The organism is Paenibacillus sp. FSL W7-1088 (assembly GCF_037969855.1).
Classification (GTDB): domain Bacteria; phylum Bacillota; class Bacilli; order Paenibacillales; family Paenibacillaceae; genus Paenibacillus.
Window position 1 is genome coordinate 1,537,855 of the sequence record NZ_CP150216.1, and the last position, 25,695, is coordinate 1,563,549.

General features: G+C 46.5%; 24 protein-coding genes and 2 other annotated features. Of the genes, 18 read left to right on the forward strand and 6 right to left on the reverse strand.

What is annotated here, in order from left to right; genetic code table 11:
• Window positions 1-9 precede the first annotated feature (9 nt).
• The 9 genes from MKY42_RS06840 (at window position 10) to MKY42_RS06880 (ending at window position 9,034) form a co-directional block, all read left to right on the forward strand.
• Window positions 10-927 carry an LCP family protein gene (locus MKY42_RS06840; RefSeq protein ID WP_090894246.1) on the forward strand — a complete coding sequence of 306 codons (918 nt, stop codon included), beginning with the start codon at window positions 10-12 and terminating at the stop codon, window positions 925-927.
• Between the two features lie 44 nt (window positions 928-971).
• Complete coding sequence (locus MKY42_RS06845) at window positions 972-1,538, forward strand: VanZ family protein (protein ID WP_339852765.1); 567 nt, start codon at window positions 972-974, stop codon at window positions 1,536-1,538.
• 88 nt (window positions 1,539-1,626) lie between these two features.
• A complete protein-coding gene (locus MKY42_RS06850; RefSeq protein WP_339849940.1) occupies window positions 1,627-2,145 on the forward strand; it encodes a hypothetical protein in 519 nt (172 codons plus the stop codon).
• A gap of 527 nt (window positions 2,146-2,672) precedes the next feature.
• Entirely contained in the window at window positions 2,673-3,581 is a 909-nt protein-coding gene (locus tag MKY42_RS06855) for an ABC transporter ATP-binding protein (RefSeq protein ID WP_090894255.1), read from the forward strand.
• Window positions 3,582-3,597: 16 nt separating this feature from the next.
• Window positions 3,598-4,368: a DUF2705 family protein gene (locus MKY42_RS06860; protein WP_339849942.1), complete on the forward strand. Its 771-nt coding sequence runs from the start codon at window positions 3,598-3,600 to the stop codon at window positions 4,366-4,368.
• Window positions 4,369-4,582: 214 nt separating this feature from the next.
• Window positions 4,583-5,656, forward strand: coding sequence for an AI-2E family transporter (locus MKY42_RS06865; protein WP_090894260.1), 1,074 nt, complete (start codon window positions 4,583-4,585; stop codon window positions 5,654-5,656).
• A 214-nt stretch (window positions 5,657-5,870) separates the two neighbouring features.
• Window positions 5,871-6,266: a GntR family transcriptional regulator gene (locus tag MKY42_RS06870; protein WP_111620486.1), complete on the forward strand. Its 396-nt coding sequence runs from the start codon at window positions 5,871-5,873 to the stop codon at window positions 6,264-6,266.
• Window positions 6,267-6,739: 473 nt separating this feature from the next.
• Entirely contained in the window at window positions 6,740-7,390 is a 651-nt protein-coding gene (locus tag MKY42_RS06875; protein WP_339852767.1) for a DUF5808 domain-containing protein, read from the forward strand.
• A 54-nt stretch (window positions 7,391-7,444) separates the two neighbouring features.
• Entirely contained in the window at window positions 7,445-9,034 is a 1,590-nt protein-coding gene (locus MKY42_RS06880; protein ID WP_339849946.1) for an alpha/beta fold hydrolase, read from the forward strand.
• A gap of 132 nt (window positions 9,035-9,166) precedes the next feature.
• Here the strand turns inward: MKY42_RS06880 and MKY42_RS06885 are convergent, their stop codons facing one another.
• Entirely contained in the window at window positions 9,167-10,525 is a 1,359-nt protein-coding gene (locus MKY42_RS06885; protein WP_090894270.1) for a hemolysin family protein, read from the reverse strand.
• Window positions 10,526-10,901: 376 nt separating this feature from the next.
• Here MKY42_RS06885 and cls point away from each other — a divergent pair, with 376 nt between their 5' ends.
• Window positions 10,902-12,341: a cardiolipin synthase gene (cls, locus tag MKY42_RS06890; RefSeq protein WP_339849950.1), complete on the forward strand. Its 1,440-nt coding sequence runs from the start codon at window positions 10,902-10,904 to the stop codon at window positions 12,339-12,341.
• A 346-nt stretch (window positions 12,342-12,687) separates the two neighbouring features.
• Window positions 12,688-13,596 carry a YitT family protein gene (locus MKY42_RS06895; protein ID WP_090894276.1) on the forward strand — a complete coding sequence of 303 codons (909 nt, stop codon included), beginning with the start codon at window positions 12,688-12,690 and terminating at the stop codon, window positions 13,594-13,596.
• Window positions 13,597-13,656: 60 nt separating this feature from the next.
• Here the strand turns inward: MKY42_RS06895 and ligD are convergent, their stop codons facing one another.
• The 5 genes from ligD to MKY42_RS06920 form a co-directional block, all read right to left on the reverse strand.
• Window positions 13,657-14,547, reverse strand: a complete 891-nt coding sequence (gene ligD, locus MKY42_RS06900) for a non-homologous end-joining DNA ligase (protein WP_339849955.1) — start codon at window positions 14,545-14,547, stop codon at window positions 13,657-13,659.
• A gap of 80 nt (window positions 14,548-14,627) precedes the next feature.
• Window positions 14,628-15,593, reverse strand: a complete 966-nt coding sequence (locus MKY42_RS06905) for an RNA ligase family protein (protein ID WP_339849958.1) — start codon at window positions 15,591-15,593, stop codon at window positions 14,628-14,630.
• A gap of 69 nt (window positions 15,594-15,662) precedes the next feature.
• A complete protein-coding gene (locus tag MKY42_RS06910; RefSeq protein WP_339849961.1) occupies window positions 15,663-16,760 on the reverse strand; it encodes an endospore germination permease in 1,098 nt (365 codons plus the stop codon).
• A 215-nt stretch (window positions 16,761-16,975) separates the two neighbouring features.
• On the reverse strand, window positions 16,976-17,845 hold the full coding sequence (locus MKY42_RS06915; protein WP_339849964.1) for a VOC family protein: 870 nt from the start codon (window positions 17,843-17,845) through the stop codon (window positions 16,976-16,978).
• Between the two features lie 298 nt (window positions 17,846-18,143).
• On the reverse strand, window positions 18,144-19,055 hold the full coding sequence (locus tag MKY42_RS06920) for a Ku protein (RefSeq protein WP_339849967.1): 912 nt from the start codon (window positions 19,053-19,055) through the stop codon (window positions 18,144-18,146).
• Window positions 19,056-19,252: 197 nt separating this feature from the next.
• On the opposite strand from MKY42_RS06920, the gene MKY42_RS06925 reads away from it, so the two are divergent.
• The 7 genes from MKY42_RS06925 to MKY42_RS06955 all read left to right on the forward strand — a co-directional run bounded on the left by MKY42_RS06925 (window position 19,253) and on the right by MKY42_RS06955 (window position 25,470).
• A complete protein-coding gene (locus MKY42_RS06925) occupies window positions 19,253-19,549 on the forward strand; it encodes a hypothetical protein (protein WP_090894289.1) in 297 nt (98 codons plus the stop codon).
• Window positions 19,550-19,554: 5 nt separating this feature from the next.
• On the forward strand, window positions 19,555-19,731 hold the full coding sequence (locus MKY42_RS06930; protein WP_053783520.1) for an H-type small acid-soluble spore protein: 177 nt from the start codon (window positions 19,555-19,557) through the stop codon (window positions 19,729-19,731).
• A gap of 191 nt (window positions 19,732-19,922) precedes the next feature.
• Window positions 19,923-20,405: a tRNA (adenosine(37)-N6)-threonylcarbamoyltransferase complex ATPase subunit type 1 TsaE gene (tsaE, locus tag MKY42_RS06935; protein ID WP_053783473.1), complete on the forward strand. Its 483-nt coding sequence runs from the start codon at window positions 19,923-19,925 to the stop codon at window positions 20,403-20,405.
• Window positions 20,406-20,407: 2 nt separating this feature from the next.
• Window positions 20,408-21,256 (forward strand): tRNA (adenosine(37)-N6)-threonylcarbamoyltransferase complex dimerization subunit type 1 TsaB, encoded by an 849-nt coding sequence (gene tsaB / locus MKY42_RS06940; protein WP_090901919.1) that lies wholly within the window; start codon window positions 20,408-20,410, stop codon window positions 21,254-21,256.
• A 16-nt stretch (window positions 21,257-21,272) separates the two neighbouring features.
• Window positions 21,273-21,794 carry a ribosomal protein S18-alanine N-acetyltransferase gene (gene rimI / locus MKY42_RS06945; RefSeq protein ID WP_090894292.1) on the forward strand — a complete coding sequence of 174 codons (522 nt, stop codon included), beginning with the start codon at window positions 21,273-21,275 and terminating at the stop codon, window positions 21,792-21,794.
• Window positions 21,791-22,846, forward strand: a complete 1,056-nt coding sequence (tsaD, locus tag MKY42_RS06950) for a tRNA (adenosine(37)-N6)-threonylcarbamoyltransferase complex transferase subunit TsaD (RefSeq protein ID WP_090894294.1) — start codon at window positions 21,791-21,793, stop codon at window positions 22,844-22,846. Before rimI ends, tsaD begins: the two co-directional genes overlap by 4 nt.
• Before the next feature lie 87 nt (window positions 22,847-22,933).
• Window positions 22,934-23,290 (forward strand) — a binding site (T-box leader).
• 65 nt (window positions 23,291-23,355) lie between these two features.
• Window positions 23,356-23,701 (forward strand) — a binding site (T-box leader).
• Window positions 23,702-23,913: 212 nt separating this feature from the next.
• Window positions 23,914-25,470: a 2-isopropylmalate synthase gene (locus MKY42_RS06955; protein ID WP_090894300.1), complete on the forward strand. Its 1,557-nt coding sequence runs from the start codon at window positions 23,914-23,916 to the stop codon at window positions 25,468-25,470.
• The last annotated feature ends 225 nt before the right edge of the window (window positions 25,471-25,695 follow it).

Sequence of the window (25,695 nt, forward strand, 5' to 3'; positions counted from 1 at the left end):
GCAGAACCCATGAAAAAGTGGATGAAAGTTACCATCTGGATTGTTTCCTTTTTTGTAGTTGTTGTGTTTGGTTATGCCATATATCTCTACCAATCCGTTAAATCAACCGCTGACCAAATTTATGAGCCCCGAAATCCTGTAAAGCCCGTCTCGGTCACAGATAGCAGAGGTGGGCTGCAGGTGGACATCAACAACAAAGAGCCTTTTAACGCACTGATTTTGGGTGTGGATGAGCGTCCGAATGATCGAGGGCGCTCGGATACGATGATCGTACTGAGTGTAAATCCAGGGAAAAAACAAGTGCTCATGTTTAATATTCCACGGGATACACGGACAGACATTGTGGGACACAATACAGTAGATAAGATCAATCATGCTTATGCCTTCGGAGGCGTGGACATGTCAGTAAATACCGTCGAGCAATTTTTGGGAGTCCCCATTCATTATTATATGAAAGTGGATATGGAGGGCTTTTCCAAAATCATCGACCTGGTCGGAGGCGTGGACGTAAATAATCCTTTTGCATTTGATTATGAGGGACAGCGGTACGATCAAGGGAATATTCATCTGGACGGGGTTGCTGCGCTCGGTTTTTCAAGAATGCGCTATGATGATCCGAAAGGGGATTTGGGGCGTAATGATCGACAGCGTGAGGTTCTGAAGCAGATGCTTAAGAATACAATGCAATTCTCCAGTGTACTTCATATCCAAAATATGTTAGAGGAACTGGGTACTCATGTCAGAACGGATGTTACTTTTGATGAGATGAAGGAACTTCTCCTCGAATATCGCAATGATCTGGAGAATGTGGATACGGTGGAGATTAAGGGTAAAGGCGAGAAAATCAATGGGATTTATTATTACATCGTGGATCAGCAGGAAAGGGATCGCATTCACGGAATAATTGAAGAACATTTGGAGAAATAAACAGAAATAATGGAAGGCTTATGAAAGTGGTGAGGACCTTGCTTATGGAGGAGGATTACGGGAAACGAAGACATAAGCATAGGCGTAAACAACGACCTTATGTTTATATCTTGTCACTGCTGCTGATTGCGGCCTGGGTTTTGGTGATCTGGCACTTTTCTACCCAATCATATCAGCAGCAGACCATCCAGCCTTGGCTGCACAAATGGTCTGAAAAGGTGAAGATCGGATTTGCACTACCCGATGTGCAATTCACATACGGTGAGCTTGATTATTCCTTAAGACAACGACCGTATGATTTTGTTGAGTTCATATTTCGGAAAAGTGCACATTTATTTGTATATGCTGTGCTGGCGGTGCTTATCTATGGTGGGCTAAGATACAGGAAAGTGCGAATGTGGGCTTGTATCGCTGCTGCCTTTACCATAGTAGCGATTATCGCCTCCATTGATGAATATATTCAGCAGTTTAGCGCTAACCGGACGAGTTCAATCCGTGATGTCGGCGTAGACCTGCTTGGCGGATGTGGCGGAATTGCCTTATATATGGTTGTTAATGTCGTTTTCAGAAGATTCAGATCCCCAAGGCGATCGTCAGTCAAAAGAAAGTGATTTCCCAGGAAATGCTGCTCGTTAGTTCACGCTTCTACTTGCTTGCTATCCATCATAAGTATGGAAGTAGGACAAGGGGGGACGGGGCATGCTGCGAAGAAGGAACCGGAATGCGTTACTTAAAAAGATCGGATTCATAGCACTTGTGCTGCTGCTGTTATGGCTCATAGGCAGAACCATCCCATATCTGTTTCGTGCAGATGCACCAGATGAAGCTGCTGCCATTGCCCAAGAGTTTTACGAATATGAGCAGACGGGTGATTTCGGCAGTTCATGGGAGTTGTTTCATCCATTGATGAAAGAGCGCTTTCCCAAAAGCGTCTATTTACAGTCCAGAGCGCATATTTTCATGCAGCACTTTGGGGTGGAAACCTTTGAGCTGGAGATGGAAAAACCAGAGCGTGAGTTTGACGTTACGGTAATTGATGGCGTTAAGCCATTTGCAGAGGCGTATCGCATTAGTGTTACCCAGAAGTTTTCGGGAACCTTTGGTCAATTTCAAATCGTGCAGGATTGTTATATCGTAAAGGATGGGGACGATTGGACGCTGCTTTGGTATTATCCGAAGAATGGAGATACCAAGACTGAGCATGACAAAGCCGACTGATAGTATCAACCCATACGATGAACCGAATTGTATCATTTGTACTTGGGATGGCTCTATAAATGCGAGACTTTAGTCGCATTTATAGAGCTTTTTTTGCATTTCATTTCTTTTTAAACCTGTAGGGGGTTGACATTAGTCCCGGTGTCAAGTAAATTACGAGTTAGATACAAAATGTATCAAAATTCAGCGTCTAACGACAAATAACAGGGACTCCAATGCTCCTTGTGAGGGGAAGGAAATTCATTGATCGAAATGGACCGCTTTTACTGTGTCAGTTGTGGGATGATTGTGTCGGTCGCTAGGGGCTCTGTCGAACTAAAGGAAGAGGACTGTGGAGGCAATCACGTATTTCGCACCGGATTTTATCGGAGTGAGATGCCGCTTGGATGCTGTGAAGCGTGTGTAGTTCATACGAAACGTCAGGGGAAATCCCAGTTTGCGGGACAATATACTAAAGATTATGATACACTATCTTCATATGAGAAACGGACATGATGTGAATGTTCGTTGATGAAGGAGGAAATGGAATGCAGCAGGAGCCGGTCGTCCGTCTTCAGGGCGTCAGTAAAATCATCTCCTCCCGATCATTGGTCAGTGACCTGACTCTGGATATTTCTCCGGGGCAGGTTTTTGGTTTTTTAGGACCCAATGGAGCGGGGAAAACAACAACGATTCGAATGATGGTAGGACTGATGTCCATCAGTCAAGGAGATATCATCATCTCGGGACACAGTGTGAAGAATGAATTTGAGCAAGCCATAGCTCAGGTTGGGGCTATTGTCGAGAATCCAGAAATGTACAAGTTTCTGACTGGATATCAGAATCTCGTCCACTTTGCCCGGATGTCACCTGGTATTACGAAGGAACGCATTGCCGAGACGATTGAACGAGTTGGGCTTACAGCTCGCATTCATGACAAGGTAAAGACCTATTCTCTGGGTATGCGCCAGCGTCTGGGCGTGGCCCAAGCCATATTACATAAACCCAAATTATTGGTATTGGATGAACCGACCAACGGGCTCGATCCACAGGGAATACGGGAACTTAGGGATTATTTGCGTCAGCTCTGTCAGCAGGAAGGGATCACGGTCTTTGTATCCAGTCACTTGTTGTCGGAGATGGAGTTGATGTGTGATACCGTTGCGATTATCCAAAATGGCAAATTGATTGATGTAAGAAATCTCAGAGCTGAGGCGGGAGTGGACGTACTTACTGAGGTTGCTTTTGAGGTAAATGATGCCCCGCGTGCAGCCGAACTCTTTAGCGAGGCTACAGTTCAGGGCAATGCCATTGTGATTCGTTTATCCCGTGAGCAGATTCCGGACTTGAATGCGAGGCTGGTTAGTGAAGGGTTTCAGGTATATGGTATCCGTAACGTAACCCATACGCTGGAAGATCAATTTTTGCAGGTGACTGGGGGCGGAAGCATTGGGTAATTTCGGCAATCTCATTATGAATGAAAACATGAAAATTTTCCGTCGTCCGCGTACTTGGATTATGTTATCCATTCTGGCATTGATCTCGCTGTTGATGCCGGTTCTTCTTAATCAAGGCATGGGGTCCAGTGAGGTTCCATACTGGCAAGCAGCTATTACTACCGTTCAAATCGTCTTTTTCCTGAATACCATCTTCTGTGTCGTCATTGCAGCTGAAGCGGTAGCTGGGGAATTCACCTGGGGAACGATTAAATTACTGCTGATTCGTCCGTGGTCACGCAGCAAAATACTGGCATCCAAATATTTGACCGTGATTGGATTTAGCATTCTGAGTACATTACTTGTTGTTATTCTGGCAACCGTAATGTCGTATATCCTGTTCTCCCATTCCGTAACTCAGGATGGAAGCGGGGCTTCTGCATCACACGCATTTGCACTATGGGGATATCTGTACGTGGACCTGTTTATTACGCTCGCTATTGCCTTTATGGTTTCCTCCGTGTTTCGTTCAGGAGCTCTGGCCATCGGTTTGTCTCTATTTATCATGTTTACACAGAATTTGTTCTCATTGATCTTCAATCCCGTTCGTTACGAATGGGCCAAGTATGTTCTGTTCAATAACATGGATCTCAGTCGTTATATGGATTCAGCGGCGGATTATGGATTGCTTGACGATGGAAATGCAGGTATGACACTTGGGTTTTCTATTGCTGTGCTAGCTGTATATTATGTCATTTTCATGTTGATCTCATGGGTTGTATTCAACAAAAGAGATGTGGCAGGCTAATCGCCTGCTTCTTTTTTTTGCCCAATTTCTTTTTCAGAAAGCGAGTATATTCATCATCCGCTGTGGCATGACTAGCATTTAAGGGTACATATAATCATACATAAGAATACGGCTTGGAATGGAACACGCTGCCCATGCTGTATTAAATTGAATTACATACATATTATCGCCGCAGTCGTATTTGGCAGAGCAGCGTATGGAGGGATCACGTTTCTTGATAAACAACAAGTTTTACCGTATATGCACAGCAATTATTTTGCTGCTGCTCATCGTGTATTTGGGGGATAAAGTCAACTTTATTTTCAGCCCCCTGACCTCGCTAATTCACATCATCATCATTCCGCTGCTGATTGCTGGTTTCTTCTATTATTTGCTGCGTCCGCTCGTCGACTATATGGAACGGCACAAAATGAAGCGTGCACTGTCCGTTCTTATCATTTACGTGGTAATTGCGCTGATTATGGCAGGATTCAGTGTGCTTGTATGGCCTTCACTGCGTGAGCAACTGTTGAATTTTGTGGAGAATGCCCCTGTACTGGTTACTTCGCTCAGTGATCAGTTGGCTGAATTCGAAAGAAGTGGTTTCCTTTCAAAATATATACCTGAGGATTCCGATCTGTTCTCACGCTTCTCTGATTTTCTGAGTCAAGGGATTGCCCAGGTAACGGATTATGTATCCGGGTTGTTCTCGGTCGTATCCAATCTGGTCATTATTCTGGCGACGTTCCCGATTATGCTGTATTACATGCTCAAGGAAGGCAGCAAATTTGGAACCAATCTCACACTGTTGCTGCCGAGACGTTACCGTAAAGATGGAGAAGAGACGGTCCATGAAATCGACGAAGCTTTGAGCAGCTATATTGTAGGTCGTGTCATTGTCAATGTGGCTTTGGGCATCCTGATGTATATTGGTTTTCTCTTTCTCGGTTTGCCATATGCATTGCTTCTGACGGCCGTATCTATTGTTCTGAATTTCATTCCTTATGTAGGGGCCTTACTGGCAGCCATTCCTGTCGTTATTGTGGGGTTCATTGAATCACCTTCAATGGCGATCTGGTCGCTTGTCATCATTGTCATCGCCCAGCAGATCCAGGACAATCTGATCTCTCCTTATGTCTATGGCAAACAGTTGGACATTCATCCGTTGACTACCGTCATCTTGCTGCTCGTAGGTGCAGATCTGGGAAATATTCTTGGGATGATCATCGTTATTCCGCTATATATGATTATCAAAATTATAGTTCGCAAAATCCATTATCGGATAGTTGAAGATAAGACTGAGCTCTGAATGGAATTTGAAATACAACTGTGTCATGTGTCACCACTAATGTTTGCTCTTGAAACATATCGATAAGCTCAACAGGATAAGCCGCATATCAATGGTGAAGGGTCAGGAAACTTACCCTCGCGATGGATATGCGGTTTTTTTTCATATATATTGCTCACTTGTGTTATAACTGTTATACTTGATATATAACAGATAACAAAGAGAAGGTGAACTCTTGATTATTCAACTGGATATGCAATCCGAACTTCCCATCTATTCGCAACTTGTTTATCAAATTATCGAAGGTATTGCTAGTGGTGAGTTACAGCTAGGTGAGGCGCTACCTTCGGTTCGGAATTTGGCCGCAGATATTGGGGTTAACCTTCATACGGTCAACAAGGCTTATACACTACTCAAGCAAGATGGATACATTCAAGTTCATAGACAAAAGGGAGTCGTAGTGAACCCTGATGGAATGCCTGATTTAACGGATGATTTTTTGAAAAAGCAGCAAAGAGAATTAAGACCGATTATTGCCGAAGCGATTTGTCGCGGAATGACCAAGGAGGAACTATCTGCGGTGTTAGACCAAATGTATGATGATATGAAGATGGGTCACAACAAAGAATAAAGAATCAAGGGAGTGTGTTATGTATGCAACTATTTAGTATATTACCTATCATTTTAATCTTTGCTCCGTTAGCCTTACTTCTATCCTTTGCACCATATGTGACAAGGGAAACAATCAGCTTTGGGGTTACGGTAAGTGAATATAACTACTACACACCAGTCTTACGTAAGCTACGGAGAACGTTTGCTACCGTAAGTCTAATCGGAAACGGGATTATTATACTTGTCTGCCTGTATTTACTCCGATCTGCTAATGAAGAGTCTACCGCAATGATTACCGGTGTTTGCACAATGATTTTCATTGTGTACTGGGCTGCATTAAATATGTTATTTCATTTCAAGATGAAAAAGATAAAAGGATCACTTACAACTGTAGGAGCACCTCAATGAGTTAAAATTGATACCACCTTCCGCCAAAACAAGCTCACCTATTCCAACTATTGGTTTCTCATTCACATTGCTATTATTTTAGCCATTGCGATCATTTCGATCCTGAATTATAAGTCACTCCCTAACGTTATTCCAATAAAATATGATCTTCAGGGCAATGTCACTTCCAGTGTGCCTAAAACCTACCTCTCGGTACTGGCTATAAATCTTGTACAGCTAGGAATCATTGCACTTATGATGTTGGTGAACTGGAGTATTAAAACAAGCAAACAACAGCTTACGACTTCTGATCCAGCCCAATTTGCTGCTAAAAATATTCACTTCCGCCGTAAATGGTCCCTTTTTACGCTTGTAACAGGTTTACTTCTTACCATTTTATTTGCCTTCATTCAGATAAATATGTTTGTCCCTAATCTGGTCTTGTTGACAGCTATTAGCTTCATCACTCCTGTGCTGATCGTGTTAGGCGCTGTATTGCTGTCTCTCACAGGCAGACAAGGCGGCGGGGAAATTTGTAATCAACAAGAGGATCGCGAACGATCTAAGGAGCAGCCTGTGAATGATGATGATTATTGGAAGCTTGGTTTCATTTACTTCAATGCCAATGATCCTTCTTTTACCGTAGAAAAGCGTTATGGAATAGGCTGGACGATTAACTTCGCTCGTCCACTATCTTGGGTCCTGTTGTTATTCATCATTGCTATTGTTGTTATAAGTATAGTCCTGAGCCAATAAATGCTCATATATCTATACATATAATAGATAAAATGATTAGGAGGAGTTATTACAATGAACAATTGGAAAAAGCTATTACTTTCTCTTACTTTCGTATGTCTCATACTGCCGGTGACATCCATCTCAGCAGCTGCTGAAAAACCCGCTGGTAGTGAAAATCTTGTTCCTATTCGTGAGATTGCAGAAAAGAATGGGGCAGAGGTATCTTGGCAACAAAAAACAGGACAAATCACATTACGAAAAAGTGAGCTTACTATTGTAGTTAAGGTAGGAGAGAAACAGGCGATGGTGAATCGGCAAGTCGTACCCTTAGACAATCCTGTTAAGTTAACGAAAGGAGTTACCTTGATGGATGGGAGATTTCTTACCGAGACACTGAAGGCAGCACCTGAGGATATATTCATTTCACTTATTAGTGAGGGCAATGGCAAGGAAGCTGCGAAGTATGTTCATACCTCTGTTAGCGGAGTGTTGTCACCCACGTTGTTGAGTCAGCTATGGGCAGCATTAGAAGGTCAAAATGGAAAAATTTCAAGTAAAGCCATAGCTAAACACATAGAAAATAACACTGTGCATCGCAATGTTACCTATACTTTTAAGACAGAGCTGACTAGTATAAATATTACGGTCAGAATGAATCATAACGGACTTGTGGATGACTTGCACATTGCGGCCGCTACTCCAGATGTGTATCAAAAACCAAGCTACGACGACCCATCTGCCTATACAGAACAGGATATTACGGTTGGTCAAGGTGATTTAGCTTTACCAGGGACATTAACTTTGCCCAAGGGAGAGGGACCTTTCCCAGTTGTCATTCTGGTACACGGATCCGGGGCTAGCAATCAAGATGCTGCCATTGGTGGTGCAAAGCCGTTTCGCGATCTTGCGGTAGGTTTAGCTTCACAAGGCGTTGCTGTATTAAGATACGATAAGGTCACCTATGAGCATACCTATAAGGTCGCTTCACAGCCTAAATTCACGTTAAAACAAGAAAGTGTAGATCAGGTAGCCGATGCAGTAGATTTGCTTAAAAAGAATTCAAATATTGATCCTACAGCGATTTTTGTGGCTGGACATAGTCAAGGCGGGTTTGCAATGCCGTTAATCATTGCTGAGGATAAACACCATGATATTGCAGGAAGTATTCTGCTTGCTGCACCAAGCAGCAGCTTTGTGGATGTGCTTACCGAGCAGCAGGACGAATTGGTAGATCGGATGAAGCGGCTAGGTTTAGACACGGAGATCATTCAAGGACAAGCTGATTTTTATAAAAATGTTGCTGCGATCGTTAAAGATCCTCAATATTCTGTAGATCATCTTCCTGAGGCGTTTCCACTTCAACCTGCTTATTGGTGGTTTGAGCAGAGAGATTATGTACCTGCAGAACTGGCTAAAACACAAAACACCCCTATGTTTATTATCCAAGGCGAAAATGATGTGCAAGTGTCTATGAATCAATTCCAAACCTGGAAATCGGCTCTGCAAGGTCATTCCAATGTAACGTACAATAGCTATCCAAAGGTAAATCATCTTTTATCCAGCTATGATGGACTTTCGATTGGTCAAGAGTACGCTGAGCCATCTAATGTCTCCAAAGCCATTATCGATGATATTGCGAAGTGGGTATTAAAATCAAACTAAAAAACGGGACGGTAAGTTCCATTCTTGGTTGAGTGATACCATGGGGAAGTGATACATTGAGCCAGAAATAATAAGAAGAGCACTTACCAATGTAGGCAAGTGCTCTTCTTATTATATATTGAAGTAGTTGCTTTATTTAACCCAATTGGACTCTTTATCGTCTTCATCGGTGTAATCAGACATGGTCAGTGGTTCCTTGGGAACAACAGCGACTTTGTAGAAGCGATTCTTGTCTTTTTCCAGCAAAACGAAGGTCAGATTCTCGAACTCATATTCTTCCTGTTCATTCATCTCTGGACGATGGCTATAAAGCCATCCCCCAATGGTATCCCACTCATCTGCATCCAGGTTTGACGTGAACATGTCGTTTACTTTGGACAACGAAACCTTGCCATCCATAATGACATAATTTTCATTGATGACCTGAATATCCTCGACTTCATCTGCGTCGAACTCATCCCGGATTTCACCGACAATCTGTTCAAGCACATCCTCAATCGTTACAATCCCGGAAGTACCTCCATACTCATCAACCAGAACGGCAATATGCACGCCATCCTTCTGCATTTTCTTGAGCAGATCCTTGACCGGTGTCGTTTCGTGAACAGCCGATACTGGCTGAATCAGGGAAGACAGATCGACAGGTTCTTCGTTTCCGTATAACTCCAGGAAAAATTGTTTGGTATTAATGATACCGATAATATCGTCTTTGCTCTCATTTACTACTGGAAAACGGGTGTATTGTTCTTGCCGGATAATATCCAGGTTTTCCTCGTTCGATCTATTGACATAAAGGCAGACCATATCAGTCCGGGGTACCATGATTTCTTTGGCAAGCATCTCATCAAAAGCAAAAATCCGGCTTACATATCCGAACTCAGCTTGGTTGATTTTGCCGCTCTCAAAGCTTTCATTGATGATAATCTGTAATTCTTCTTCGGAGTGTGCATCTTCATGCTCCGATGCAGGTTTGATTCCGAATAACTTGACCAGTTGATTCGCTGAGCTGTTTAACAGCCAGATAAAAGGATACATAATTCGGTTAAACCAGATGATAGGTGTAGACGTCAGTAGAGCAACGGCTTCGGCTTTACGGATTGCAATCGTTTTAGGTGCAAGTTCACCAACTACCACATGCAAATACGTGATGGCGACAAACGCAATAACAAACGATAAGAATGAAGAAACTGCCTCCGGCATGTTCATGCTTTCGAACACAGGGTGGAGAATTTTCTCTACCGTGGGTTCTCCCAGCCAGCCCAGTCCCAGAGATGTAATCGTGATACCCAACTGACAGGCGGACAAATATCCATCCAAGTTGGCAACGGCTTGTTTAACAGCCAAGGCACGCTTGTTTCCTTCTGCAATCATTTGGTCAATCCGGCTCGGGCGAATTCTTACGAGTGCAAATTCCACCGCTACAAAAAATGCCGAAAGTCCTATCAAAAAAGCAACCAATACTAAATTTAACGCATACCTCTCACTGTCCATTAACTAGTCTTCTCCTTTAAGTAATAAGTTTTTAACGAATATTATATCTAATTTTACGTAAGAAGACCACCTTCCGATCAAGAAAAGAGGAAGAGTCTGGAAGACAGAGTGTGCGAAATGGCGATGGAGTGCTGATCGGCAGACTGGAATGAATCATATGTAGAGGGGAACACAGTCAGAATATACAACGCCAAAGCATGGAATGAACTGGCTGAGCGCCATTGCAGATCAGATGTGTATGTAAAATTTTATCTAAGCAAACGTTACGAACAGTGCATACATTGGGTATCTAATGATTAGCTAAAGGCTTTATCGTCAAAGCTTGTACAGTGAGAGAGAACGGCAAGGTTACCCCTTGCCATGAGGAGGAAGCCGAATGTTTTGGCTGGTTATTATATTGCTCGTATTTACTTTTCAGGCAGCCACCATTCTGTTGCTGGAATTCCGCAATCCGGCGAAAGCTGTGGCATGGCTTTTTATTTTATTCTGTGTACCCTTGATCGGCTTTGTTGTGTATTATTTTGTCGCCCAGGACTACAGCAAACGTAAGAAGGTCCGTAAAGGCGGTTCACGAATCTTTCGGGAAATACGGGAAACGATCTGGGAGCAGGCTCACATTTTCGAGCATGCCGATCAGATGTCGGGCAGCCGATACCTCCATCAGCACCGTTTGTTCAATTTGCTGTCACACCTGTCTGAGAGCCCAATTACAGGCTGCAATCGGAGTCAAATACTGACGAATGGTGAAGAGACATATGAAGCCATGTTGAGGGCCATGGAACAGGCAGAGCACCATCTGCATGTTGAATTTTATATTTTTCGGGATGATGTCATCAGTACAAAGTTTCAGGATGTGATGATTCGCAAGGCAAAAGAAGGCGTCAAAGTACGTTTGATCTGCGATGGACTCGGCAGTCACAAGATGAGCTGGAGCTTTATCCGCAAGTTTCAGGACGCAGGTGTGGAGTTTCATTATTTTCTGCCGCCGCTCATTGCAACGATTGACCGGAGGGTGAACTACCGGAATCACCGTAAAATTGTTGTGGTGGATGGAAGGATTGGGTTTGTGGGTGGGATTAATATAGGTGATGATTATCTCGGACAATATCCGGAGGTTGGCTTCTGGCGCGATACTCATGTACAGATCGAAGGTGATGCCGTATATTTCCTGCAAAATACGTTTTTGAACGACTGGAAGCTCGCTTCCGGCGAGCAGATTACTGAGCCTCAACTGACAGAGCTATTCCCGCCACATATTTGCAGTGGGGAAGAACGGATTCAGATTCTGGCCAGCGGGCCGGATCAGGACTGGGATGCTATTCAGGAAATGTGCTTTGGAGCGATTTCGGTGGCATCCGAACGCATATACATCACAACACCCTATTTCATTCCAGATCCTGCATTATACGAAGCTATTAAGACGGCTGCCGTCAGTGGGGTCGATGTGAAAATCATCATTCCGTATCAATCGGATTCCCGGCTGGTGCATTTGGCGTCTATGTCCTATGTGGAAGAATTGTTGCGTGCAGGAGTGAAGTTTTATCAATATCGCAAAGGTTTTGTACATGCCAAGGTCCTGATTGTGGATGATTTACTTGCGACGGTAGGTACAGCCAATATGGATATGCGCAGCTTTTTCTGCAATTTCGAGTTGACCGCTGTGTTGTTCGAAATATCATCCATGGAACGGTTGACCGAGGATTTTGAACGTGATCTGGATGAATGCAGCCAGATTGATGTGAAGGTGTTTCAGCAGCGTTCACGGTGGCAAAAAGGGGCAGAAATGCTTTCTCGCATGCTTTCTCCGCTGCTTTAGCCGTTATAGGGCGAATTTCTCAAGATAAATTCACTTTTTGTGAATTTATCTTCTTTTTGCTAACTATTTTGCTCAAATTTGATCTTTTATGATATAATGTTTATATAAATTATGTCTTGGCGAAGGAGGGGAGTCTGCGGGAAAACAGGCTCCTTTTTGCTCTCTTTTGGAAGTGTCAACCGGAATTAAGACATACTTGAATACATTTCATATAGCCTTTAGGTGCTTTTATAACGGGGTGCATATAGCGTTGGAACGGTGTTGTTCCTCTGTATGCAGGGTTCCTCTGGGTACTTAAATGATTTATGAAATGGATTCACATATTGATCAAAACGGGGGGGATACCATGTCCAATGTATCGGTTAAAGAACTAACATCCAAGCCGGACCGCAATGTGAAGAGCTCGGTGTTTTCACTGAAGCTTCTGCAGCGCATTGTGATGATTCTGGTCGGTGCTGCACTGATGGCTGTGTCACTCGAAGTATTTCTCGTGCCGAATGGCGTTATTGATGGGGGAATAACAGGGATCTCGATTATGGTGTCAGAGATTACACATCTGCCACTCGGAATTTTCCTGACCTTGCTTAACTTGCCTTTCCTGATTCTGGGATATAAACAAATTGGTAAAACGTTTGCGTTATCTACACTGCTCGGGATCGTCGTAATGTCGATTGGAACATCATTGTTACACCACGTTCCTGCACTGACGCCAGGTGAACCGCTGCTTGGAGCTGTATTTGGCGGATTGATCTTGGGGGTTGGTGTTGGTCTCGTCATTCGTTCTGGTGGTTCACTCGATGGTACGGAGATTGTAGCTATTCTGTTAAGTGAGAAATCACCATTGTCTGTAGGTCAGATCGTACTGTTCATTAACGTATTTATTTTTGCAGGTGCAGGTTTTGTGTTTGGCTGGCCAAACGCTCTGTATTCCATGATTGCTTATTATATTGCAATGAAGATGATTGATATTGTGAATGAAGGATTGGATCAATCCAAATCGGTATGGATTATCAGTGAGAAGTACCGTGATATTGGTTCTGCCTTGACTGACCGTCTGGGTCGTGGCGTCACTTTCCTGGATGGAGAGGGCGGCTTCAGCGGAGATGAGAAGAAAATTATCTTTGTGGTGATTACCCGTTTGGAAGAAGCTAAGCTGAAATCCATTGTTGAAGATTGGGACCCACATGCCTTTGTAGCGATTGGTAACATTCACGATGTGAAGGGCGGACGTTTCAAGAAAAAAGGTATTCATTAGCGAGTCTTACCCTCGCATAAACGAAAAGATAGCCGGCACCCTTGGTTTGAGGGTGGCCGGCTATCTTTGTTTTAAATGCTGGATGACCAGTTCAACGGGTTGGGGTTCGACAGCTGCAATCAGATCCCCGGTCTGCGTCAGGCGTTCCACGATGTTCATCAAGTGGTAATCCTTGACCGAAACGTTCTTCCGAACCTCATCCCATGTGAGCGGAGTGGACACAGTACCGCCTGGTTTGGCGCGGGGAGTGTAGGGAGCTGCGAGCGTTTTGCCCCCGTAATGCTGGAGGTAATCAAAATAAATACGATCGCCCCGGTCTTTTTTAAGTCGTTCCAGTGTAAATAGATCCGGATGTTTTTGAGTAACGTATTTGCCTACAAAATAACCGATGTCCCTTAATTCATCGAAGGTTACACCTTGGCGGATCGGAACAATAATCTGTATACCTGTGGCACCGGAGGTTTTCGGTACCGATTTCAGACCAAGCGAAGTCAGCGTTTCCCCCACGATCAGTGCAGCCTGCATGATGCGAGGTTCTTCTTCCTGTGAAGGATCGAGATCAATCATCCACTCGCAAGGCAGATGGCTGCCTACGGCGTGTAAGGAAGGATGAAATTCCAGAGCGGCCAGATTGCCAAGCCATAACAGATCAGGGAGGTTGTCCATCACCACATATCGTATCCCGTCATGCATCTCGGTTCGTACAAACTCCGGAACGGGCTCCGGGGCATTTTTCTGATAGAAAAACTGGCCGCCTGCCCCATGAGGATAACGTATCGTGGTGAGCAGCCGATTTCGGGTGTACGTAAGCAGATAGGGAGCCAGTGCCGCCAACTTTTGCAAATAGATTGCCTTGGTTACACCTGCTTCAGGCCATAACAGCTTGTCCGGATTGGTCACGGTAAGCTCCATTCCATTAATCGTTATGGTGCCCTTTATTGTATGGGCCATGAAGAACACCTCCTTTGGTGACGAGTATGTTTACTAAATGGAAAGCCCTCTTACTATTTCAGGCGGATGATAAAGGTGGTTTATGGTTCTGAAATAAGATGACTGATCTGTCTCATCTGACAATCATCTCGCTTTACCGAAGCGAAAGCCTGGATGCTTGGGTGACGTAGGGTGAAATGGTGGGTCAGTTCCATGAATTGCACTTTGACCCCGATCCTTGGTTCGACCCATGTCGTCTCGGCGCTTCTCTCGGGTATGTTATGAAAGGGTCTGACCTTTCGGATGAGAGGTTGTACTTCTTCGGTTAGTTTACGCCAGGAGTCCGAGTTCAATTTACCAGTGCCGACATGACCAATATAGACAAAGTTAGGCCCATCGTATACACCGACTGCGATTGCATTCACGATGCCGCTGCGGTAGGTGACTCCGCCAATCATCGCATATAGGTCGTGGAAAATCTTGACCTTCTGCCAGCGTTGATCCTTACCGTTGATTGCATAGGTGCTGGAAAGGTCTTTGCATACAATTCCCTCCATCTGGTGCTGTCTCATCACAGTGAGCAGGGCATCGGAATCTGACGTATTGGTCACCTCCTGAACATGGGGAGCAGGATTCAGAACTTGATGCAGCAGACGCTGACGATCTGCAAGTGGTTGATTTGTGACCCATGCCCCATCGCAGAAAAGAATATCAAATACCATATAAGTCACTGGAATCTGGTATACAGCCTGGGCAATGCCATCCGGTCTGCTCATGCGATCTCGCCGCAACACGTGATAGAAGGACGGTTTTCCCGTATCCGGGTCAAGGGCAATAATCTCTCCATCCAAAATATAAGAAGGGACGGAGCACAGATTGCGTGGCTGGACCAGCTCAGGATATTGTACAGTTCGGTTGTGTAATCTGCGATTAATTAACTGAATTCCCTTTCCGTCCTCGTAAGCAAGCATGCGGACCCCATCCCATTTGATTTGGGCAATCCAGTTTTTCCCGGTAGGGATTACATCTCGGGATACAGGTTCAAAAGGAACCAGGGGATTGAACATGTGCCAAAAACTCCTTTCCTCTTTCAAATCTGTCTGGAGGTTGATCCTCTAAGTAAAGTGGCGCAGGATTTAACCCTTCCGCAGTCGCGCCTTTAGTTTATGTACCATAATGAGCAGCAAAGGAATTCCGATGCCACAGGTCAGGTCCCAATCAATCCAATACGGAATAACAACTTTGAGATAGAAGTTCTCGTTGGGAGCCAGAACAATGGACATAGCCAGAATCAACAGTGCGCCCGGCAAGATAAGTGGTCGATAGCTGGACAATTTAAAGAGATGAGTCATTCCGAGTACAAAGCTATAGAAGAACAGAATGCTCTTGAAAAACACGGCAATAATCCAGACGGAAGCCATAAAGGCCTCAATCCGCTGCAAAAAGTTGCCTATATTGATCTTCAGCGACAGATTAAATGCTGCGAACCAATGGTGCTGCGTCATAAATGGCCCCATGACCAACAGGCAGATCGTTAGCGTTAGGGTAAGCATTAATCCCCCTATGATGGCTGCCAGAAGGATATCCTTTTCCCAATGAGCTTCCTTTTTGGCATAAGGAAAGAGCATAAGAAAGATGCACAATTCACAATAAGGATAGGTAAGCACAGCGACAAATCCTTTAAAGGGATTCAGTAAGCCTTCTCCGAGAACAGGCTTGATGTTGTCCAGATGTGATTGTGGGAACAGACAGACGGTCAGAATGAGCAGAAACAACACGATCAGGGGAAGAAATACCTCGGCGCTCCTGCCTATGGGCTCCAGACCAGATAAGAGTCCCCAGACAAGAGTACAAACAAAGAGCAAATTCACAATGATGAGCGGGGATTCAGGCAAGATCTGGGTCGTCATGAAATCCCCAATTTCCCTTATGAACGCAGAGGTACTTATCAGAAAATAGAATAAATAAAAAGAGCTGATGAAGGCCCCGATCCATGGCCCAAGAGTATGCAATGCATGTTGAATCAGATTCATTCGGGGCTGCAGTTTGTAAACAACAAGCATAATGGACAAAACACCGGCTCCTCCAGCAACGCCCAATAATGCGGACAACCATGCATCCTGATGTGCATATGAGGTGATCATCGAGGGGAAGACGATAATCTGCTCACCAATCGTGCATAAGAACATCAGTGAGCCCAGTTGTCTTACGGTTAAACGCCCCTTCTCAATCATGTGGGTTCTCCTTCGCATGTCGATCTAGATATTTGGTTAGGATGCGCCAATTGCACCAATTTTATTAGGAAATGGATAAAGGCATCTATCAACATAAAAAAAGGTAGGCAAAAAAGCCCGGACAACTGATTTCCCCATATGAGCGAGGGAATTGGTGTCCGGGCTAATCAGAGTACTCAACTTCATCACAATATTATTGTCACGGATTTCCCGTGTTAGTTCGTTGTGGTCAAGCGAATGCGAATATTCTGCGGGTCTACAGTAAACCAGTCCTTACCTTGCTGTTCGATCGATGCGTTGGATTGACGCAGTTGTTCAACAGCTTGTTCCAATTGTTCTTTTCCGTCATAAATGATGGTGAAGTAGTCAATGCCTGTCGCATTGGCCGGATTCACAGGTGCGCCTGTACCAGCCCAAATGTTCAGCCCGATGTGATGGTGATAACCGCCTGCGGACACAAACAGGGCAGACATGTTGGCGAAGTTACCAACGATGTCGAAACCAAGCACGCCTGTATAGAAGCGGCGCGATTCTTCCAGACCACGTACGTGGAAATGAACATGACCAATAACGGTTCCGGCAGGCAATCCCTGCCAAGGCTCGTTCGCGGCCAGAGCGAACAGGCTGTCTACATCAACAGGATCACTTGACATAATGTAGTTATTATCTGCATCTCGTTTCCAAGTGTCCCGTGCACGGTCTGCATAGATCTCGATACCGTTCTGATCCGGGTCGGAAATGTAGAATGCTTCACTGACCAGATGATCACCCTGACCAATTTCGATGCCCGACTCAGCCAGATTACGGAGGGCAAGGCCCAGCGATTTGCGGTCAGGCAGCAGGATAGCGAAATGATATAGGCCAGAAGTGGAGCGAACAGGCATCGTCACTGCATTGGCTAACTGCTCGAGGCGCAGAAGCGAATGCTTTCCATCGGCTGTCATGGTAGCGACTTTGTCGCTGCGTTCAAGCAGTTTCAGTCCGACCACCTCGGTATAAAATTGAATGGATCGATCCAGATTGCTGATTCGCAGACTTACTTCACCCAGATGGGTTGTAGCAGGAATTTGATAAGTAGAATTCATAAGGATTTCCTCCTGTAAACAAATTTAGTTGGTTTGTTACGGTTCACGCATTGGCAATGGAGTAGACTATTGTCATGTCATAGCTCATGTAGATATGAGACTCAACTGTACATTCATAAATAAGTTACTTTTCATAAGTTAATATAAAATATAAATCAACTTTCGTCAATTGTATTTTCATTTTGGTGTGATCATTCTTGTATGAGTATTGCTGCAAACATGGAATGCAAAACAAAAATCCGGCTCCATAGCCGGATTTCCAATGTTAATGCTGATGACAGGCGATTCCTTTTGTGGCTTATGCCTTGGGCTTAGGCGCAGCCTTTTTTCTTTTTGCAGGAGCAGGAGCCTCTGTTTCTCCTCCAGCCGCTGCTTGGACCGACGTTTTCTTGGGAGCTCGTTTCTTAGGTTTGGCTGTGGTGGTTCCGGGATCGGATGGAATGGGCTTCACAGCTTCAATACTTGCTTGCAGCGCTGCCATGAGATCCATGACATTGGCTTCCGGTTTAGCAGGGGCAATTTTGATTTCTTCACCGGCCACTTTGTGATTGATCAGATCCAGCAGTTTGGCGCGATAGTCATCAGTATATTTTCCGGGTTCAAAAGGCGTGGATAACTGATCGATCAACAGTTTGGCCATCGTCAATTCCTTCTCGTTTACGTTCAGAACCTCGGGCAGGTTGGGAACCTGAGAGACGGGACGGATCTCGTCCGGATAGAAAATGGTTTCCATGGAAAGGCAATCCTCCAGCACTCGGATGGCAGCCAGACTGCTTTTGGAACGAATGGATACTTTTGCGATGCCAATTTTGCCTGTATCCCGCATGGCAGTCATTAATAGCTGGTAGGCGTTTCCTCCCGCCTGATCGGGGGAGAGGTAATACGTTTTTTGAAAATAAATCGGATCAATTTCCGTTAAATCCACGAAATCCAGAATGGTAATGGTTTTGCTGCTGGAATCATTTAACGCTTCAAGCTCGTCTTTTTCGAACAAAACGAATTTGCCTTTCTCATATTCATATCCTTTGGTAATCTCTTCCCATTGAACCTCAACTTCGCAGGAAGGACATTTACGTACATAAGCAAGTGGACTGCCGCAGACTTTGTGAATATAACGCATGGAGATGTCTTTGTCTTCGGTAGCCGAAAACATTTTGACAGGAACATGAACCAGACCAAAGCTTATGGCACCTTTCCAGACTGTATGCATGAACGGCTCCTTTCCGAGAACATTTTATGAATAGTATGGGCATTTCACGGGCTGGGTAACCCTATTTCACCGGAACGGTATGCTTCAGAAAGAGTGGGGGATGATAACAGAAACATCCTTTAAGATCTGCGATCTAAAACGCTGGGTTTGAAAGAGGATGATGTTAGTTATCAACTATCACGTCAGGAGGTACCCCTATGAAGAACAAACGAGACGAAGCTGAAGCTCACGCCCATACGTTCTCTCCGTATCCTCGTGCCGAGTCGGAAGGGTCTGAAGATTTTCATACGCCTGCAACAGCGGTTAACTGGGAGGCTATTACCTCAGAAGAACTGCCGCTTGACCGGGAGTCGTTCATGCTTGACATTGACCGGATGGTGAATGAGGGTTTGGGCGGTGGACAAGTTACGGAAGATAACGGTTATATCGGTGACAGTACGACAGATAGCATGGTACGGGAATCACATGAAGATCCGGAAGGGGAGTATGAATAATAATGATGGATGTTAAACGTGCGAAAGCCATTTATGATTCCAAAGATACGATTGCAGTTACATTAGAAGGAGATCCGGTCTGGATCGAAAATGTGGATGAAGCGAATGGTATGGCAACGGTGCAAGTGGGCAGCAGACCGGGGAATACCCAGACGGTACGTGTAGATCGTTTGGAAGAGTAAAAGAGACGTTTGGTAAAGGATGTCAGGAAAGGCCGGTGCCGTCAGGTGCCGGTTTATTTGTCGTTCGTGTGAATGGTGGCCTGTCTTCCGTTCTGCTTCTGATCCTTCGATGTTGCGGGGGGAGAATGGGACCGATATAATAAAGTTCAAAGTGAACTCAGGCGGCTTGACCGCCAAAGGTGGGGCGTATATTGAATCAGACGCATGAGCAGTGGGTGTATCACTCCCATGGCATTGCAGATACAGAAGTACTCGCGTCCGCACTCGCTGAACAGGCAACCGCCGGCATGGTGATTGCACTGGACGGTGATCTGGGCGCGGGCAAAACGGCATTTTCACAAAAGTTTGCATGGCATTTGGGTGTACGTGATGTGGTTAACAGCCCCACGTTTACACTGATCAAGGAATATGAAGGGCGTCTGCCCTTATATCACATGGATGTGTACCGCATATCGCTGGAAGAAGCGGACGAGCTTGGACTGGATGAGTATTTCTATGGTGCCGGAGTCAGTCTGGTGGAATGGTCCAGCATCATTCCCGAATTGCTGCCGCAGGAACACTTGCATGTGCAGATCGAGACGACCGGTCCGGAGGATCGAACGATTACGCTGGATGGGTATGGCGAGACGTATGCTGCCATGTGCCGACAGTTCAGACAGAATGGAGTCAAATGATGATGGAAGATTTACAAAAACAGCCGCGCCAGCGGTTTTTGGCGTTGGATACCTCGACTGCGGTGATGGCAGCCTCAGTGATGGAAGGCCACGCCCTTCTGGAAGAACGCAATGAACGGGCAGAACGCAACCATTCGGTACACGTCGTGCCTGTGATGGAGCAGCTGCTGGAAGCCAGCGGCACGCAGCCAGGACAGCTGGACGGCGTTGCCGTCGGCATTGGCCCGGGATCGTACACGGGCATCCGCATTGCGGTGACCGCGGCGAAGACGCTGGCCTGGGCGTGGGACATCCCCGTTGTCGGGGTGTCCAGCCTTCAGGCCCTGGCCTGGGGCGGCTGGCACAGCGGCCTCGCCGCCAAGGCCGAAGCTGCGGCAGGGGATGCCGCAGCAGGGGCTGGCGGAACGCCATCCGCGGATCAGGGCGGCACAGGTGCCGCCCCTGTCCACTGGATCGTTCCGCTTGTGGATGCGCGGCGCGGTCAAGCCTATACCGCGCTGTTCGCCTCCGCCGGGAGCGCTGCGCCCCGGCGGCTGGCGCCCGATGCCATCCGTCTGGTGGACGGATGGCTGGAAGCCCTCGCCGCCCGCATGGCGGAAGCGGCGCCGGAAGAGCGGCCCGCTGCCGTCTGGATTGTCGGCGAGACGGGCCCGCATGCGGCAGCAGCGGCTGAGCTTCGCTGCCCCGCAGGAACGGCGCTCCAGCTCGTACCCTATGAGCTGGAGGGCCGCTGGGTTGGGCGCTTAGGCGCCGAGGCGCTGCTTGCAGGTCAGCGAGATGACGTGCATGCGCTCGTGCCGAACTATACCCAGCTGGCTGAAGCGGAAGCCAACCTGCTGCGCAAAGGCTAAAAGGGAGGGGAAGCAGATGGACAATGTGGAGAGTGACGAGCAGGAAGCAGCGCTTCAGTTCAGGTTCATGACGCTGGAGGATATTCCCGATGTCATGATTATTGAACATGAGGCCTTCACCCTGCCCTGGACGGAAGAAGCATTTCAGAATGAATTGACACACAATCATTTTGCTAAATATATGGTTATGGAATTGGAAGGTACAGCGATCGGCTATGCCGGCATGTGGACGATCATGGATGAAGCCCACATTACCAATATCGCTGTCCGTGAAGCTTATCGTGGACGCAAGCTCGGCGAGAAACTACTGGACGAACTGATGAGAACAGCGGCTTATCTCGGGATGGAGCGCATGACGCTGGAAGTCAGGGTTTCGAATCGGATTGCCCAGAGCTTGTATCAGAAAAAAGGGTTTGAATCGGCTGGTCTTCGCAAAGGGTATTACTCCGACAATGGGGAAGATGCGATGATTATGTGGGCGAATTTGCCGCCTGCGAGCCGGAGCGGCGAAGAGGAAGGAAGCGTAACGGATTCATGAAGGATTTCAATGAAAAGGTAAGTTCAGCACCATCTTATATATTGGCCGTGGAGACAAGCTGTGATGAAACATCCGTAGCGGTAGTCAAGGATGGACGGGAAGTGTTGTCCAATCTGATCTCCAGTCAGATCGAGACACATAAGGCATTTGGCGGGGTTGTGCCTGAAGTGGCTTCGCGTAAACACGTGGAAGTCATTACACTGATGTTGGAACAGGCTATTGAGCAATCCGGCATCCGTCCGCGTGATCTAAGTGCGATTGCTGTGACGCAAGGGCCTGGACTGGTTGGTGCATTGCTGGTCGGCATCGTAGCTGCGAAAACCATGGCCATGGCCCTTGGCAAACCGCTCATTGGCACACATCATATTGCGGGACATATCTATGCCAACAGACTTACCCATGAGCTGCAATATCCAGCGATGGCACTGGTGGTTTCGGGTGGTCATACCGAGCTTGTGCATATGGAATCCGAAGGCAAGTTCAAACTGATCGGACGTACGCGTGACGATGCTGTAGGCGAGGCTTATGACAAAGTGGCGCGTGCACTGGGTTGTCCTTATCCGGGAGGACCGCATGTGGACCGGATGGCTGCTGAAGCAGAGCAGGTGGTACCTTTGCCACGCGTCTGGCTGGAAGCCGATTCGTATGATTTCAGCCTTAGCGGCCTGAAGTCTGCTGTACTGAATGTTTTGAACCAAGCCAAAATGCGTGGAGAAACGCTTGAACCATCCGCTGTGGCACGAGGCTTTCAGGAAGCTGTCGTCGAAGTGCTGGTAGAAAAAGCGGTAAGGGCTGTCCGTGAATATGGATCGCGTCAATTGCTGTTATGCGGTGGCGTTGCTGCAAACCGCGGATTGCGTTCAGCTTTGCAGGAGCGTTGTGCGAAGGAAGGGCTCGAATTGCTGATCCCGCCAATGGAGTATTGTACCGACAATGCCGCCATGATTGGAGCTGCGGCGTATTTGAAATGGCAGCGGGGAGAAATCTCGGAATTCGATGCCAAGGCTGATCCGGGACTTTCACTTGAGGCATGGTCTGTTCAATCGCTGTAGAATAATTCATGTATTTGAAGACTTGACAGTCTCAAGTGAAGACTGTATATTAATTACAAATTAAAACAGGAATTCAGATTCCTGAACTGAAACGCAATGAACAGGAACAGTAGGGTAATTCCCGGTCATAGAGAGCTGCGGGGTGGTGCAACGCAGTCGAAGGAAACCTGAAACTCACCTGGAAGCGGAACGATGGAACACGGTAACTCCCCGGGAGAAGCCGAAGGCCGATGATGGCCCAAAGTACATGGTTACGGGTTGCCTCCGTGAATGGGCCGTTGTTGATGAAGCCGGATAACATATCGGTCGAAGATCAACAATAACTGAGGGGGCTTTTGTCACTTTGGGCAATGATAACGGTATGGACGCATACAGGATCAGCTCGAAGGAAATGAAAGTCAACAAGAGTGGTACCGCGAAGGTGAACAGCCTGTCGTCTCTTGCATTATTGCAGGAGATGGCAGGCTTTTTTGATTTTCAAAATGGTGATGAATGCATGGTCACATATCATAAATGTAATGAACGGGAGCAGTAAAACGATGAAGCGCACAGAGAGCTGCGGGGTGGTGCGACGCAGTGGCTGGAATCGTTTGAATCTCGCCCGGGAACGGAGCTGTGGAAGCAGTGAGACGATGTCTCATCCCTTGTTCTTGTAACCAAAGGGCATTGTGGTACACAGCAACGGCTAACCTCCGTTATAGGGTGTTTCTCCAGCTGGATCGGCTGTTATTGTTGCGTGTAAGCAGCTGCAACCGAGCTAAGCTGGAGACGACGAGGTGGATGGTGCCTGGCGCAAGCCTGGACCATCAAGCAAGAGTGGTACCGCGGAGGGGATAATAACCCGCCGTCTCTTAGATGAGATGGCGGGTTATTTGTGTTTGCTGCCGGCAGCAGGGTGGGCAATGGGAATCAATCATGGTTCAGACAAAGAAATATGTCCGGCGTGCAAGTCGACGTGCACATCGGCATGGAATGCAAAATGAATAAACATAGAAAACGGGAAGTGAACGCCTGGTTCACATCCCCAAAATCCAATATACATTCAAATTTGATGGAGGTTGATGAATATGACAACGAACAATAACAAACGCATGATTGAGATTTTTGATACAACACTGCGCGATGGAGAGCAAGCACCGGGAGCGAGTCTGCAGCCTGAACAAAAAATTGAACTGGCACATCAACTGGCTTCTCTGGGCATCGACGTCATCGAGCCTGGATTCCCGATCTCAAGTCCAGGTGAGTTCGCGGCGGTTCAGGCGATTTCCAGACAATTGCAAAACGTGGAGATTTGCGGATTCGCACGTGCGGTCAAAGGGGATATTGATGCAGCTGTTCGAGCAACGGCTGACGCAGCGCGCCGCCGAATTCATCTGTTTATCTCCTCTTCGGACATCCATATTGAGCATCAACTGCGCCGACCGCGTAGTGAAGTCGTGGCTACTGCCCGGGAGATGGTCTCCTATGCACGTCAGTTCACGGATATTGTGGAGTTCACCGCCATGGATGCGGCTCGTACAAAGATGGATGATCTGATTGAGATGGTTGAAGTAGCTATTGAAGCAGGAGCAAGTATTATCAATTTGCCAGATACGGTCGGGTATGCATTGCCGCATGAATATGGAGAGATGTTCCGTCAGGTACGTGAGGGTGCAAGAGGCGGAGACAAGGTACGTTACAGCGCACACTGTCATAACGATCTGGGACTTGCGGTTGCCAACAGTCTGGCTGCGATCGCCAACGGTGCTTCCCAGATTGAAGTAACCATCAACGGTGTGGGAGAACGGACGGGCAACTGTGCCCTGGAGGAGCTGATTATGGCTCTGGAGACACGGGGAGATGTAATCGGCGCAACCACAAATATCAAACTGAACCAGTTGTATGAGACTTCTCGTCAAATTAGCCGTGCGATGCATTTCCCGATTGCCTACAACAAACCGGTAGTAGGGCGCAATGCCTTCCAGCATGAGTCTGGTATTCACCAGGATGGTCTGCTCAAGAATCGGAGTACGTATGAGATTATGGACCCGGAAGCGCTGGGCATTCCACGCAGCATGATTATTCTGGGCAAACATTCCGGGCGTCACGCTTTGAAGGATCGGGTTCGCAAATATGGCTTTGAACCGGATGAGCAGCAAATGGAACAACTGTATGAGATATTTAAAGAAACCGCCGATCAACAGAAGGTGGTCAGTGATGACCAGTTATTGCAGATGGTGAGCCAGACCATGAATATTCCTGCACAGGATTATGAACTGGTTGAATTGCAGGTTACGGCGGGCAGCATGACGGATCGAATGGCAGCAGTTCGTATTCGCACGAGCGCAGGGGAGCAATCCTATTCTGCCGTTGGCGGTGGTCCGGTAGATGCAACGATTCGTGCGATTGGTCAAAGTATCTCGGACGACATTACGTTTGTCGATATGGAAATGCACGCACTGAGCGGAGGAGAGGCTGCGAGTGCAGAAGCTGCGGTTACCGTGGAGCGTGCAGGACGTGAATTCAGAGGAACCGCCACGCACAATGATATTGTCATGGCTGCGGGTCTGGCGTATGTTGCAGCTTGTAATGCGGCCGGACTAAAGGCGGAGACTTTCGAAATGGATGAATCCGTGCATGCGTAAAAGTATTCCGGCAAATCACATCACTTTCTGATTAAAAGAAGAACAGAGGCAGGCCTTAAATACAAAGGTCTGCTTTTGTCCTTTATAGGAGAAAAAAATTGAAAGCACGAATGTGTTTGTCAAGATGTGATTATAATTATCCACATATTCAGTATAAATTGTGGGTAACTATCTCAAAGTCAAACCAGTAATGTTTTCGATAATAATGGGTTTTGGGGGATAGAA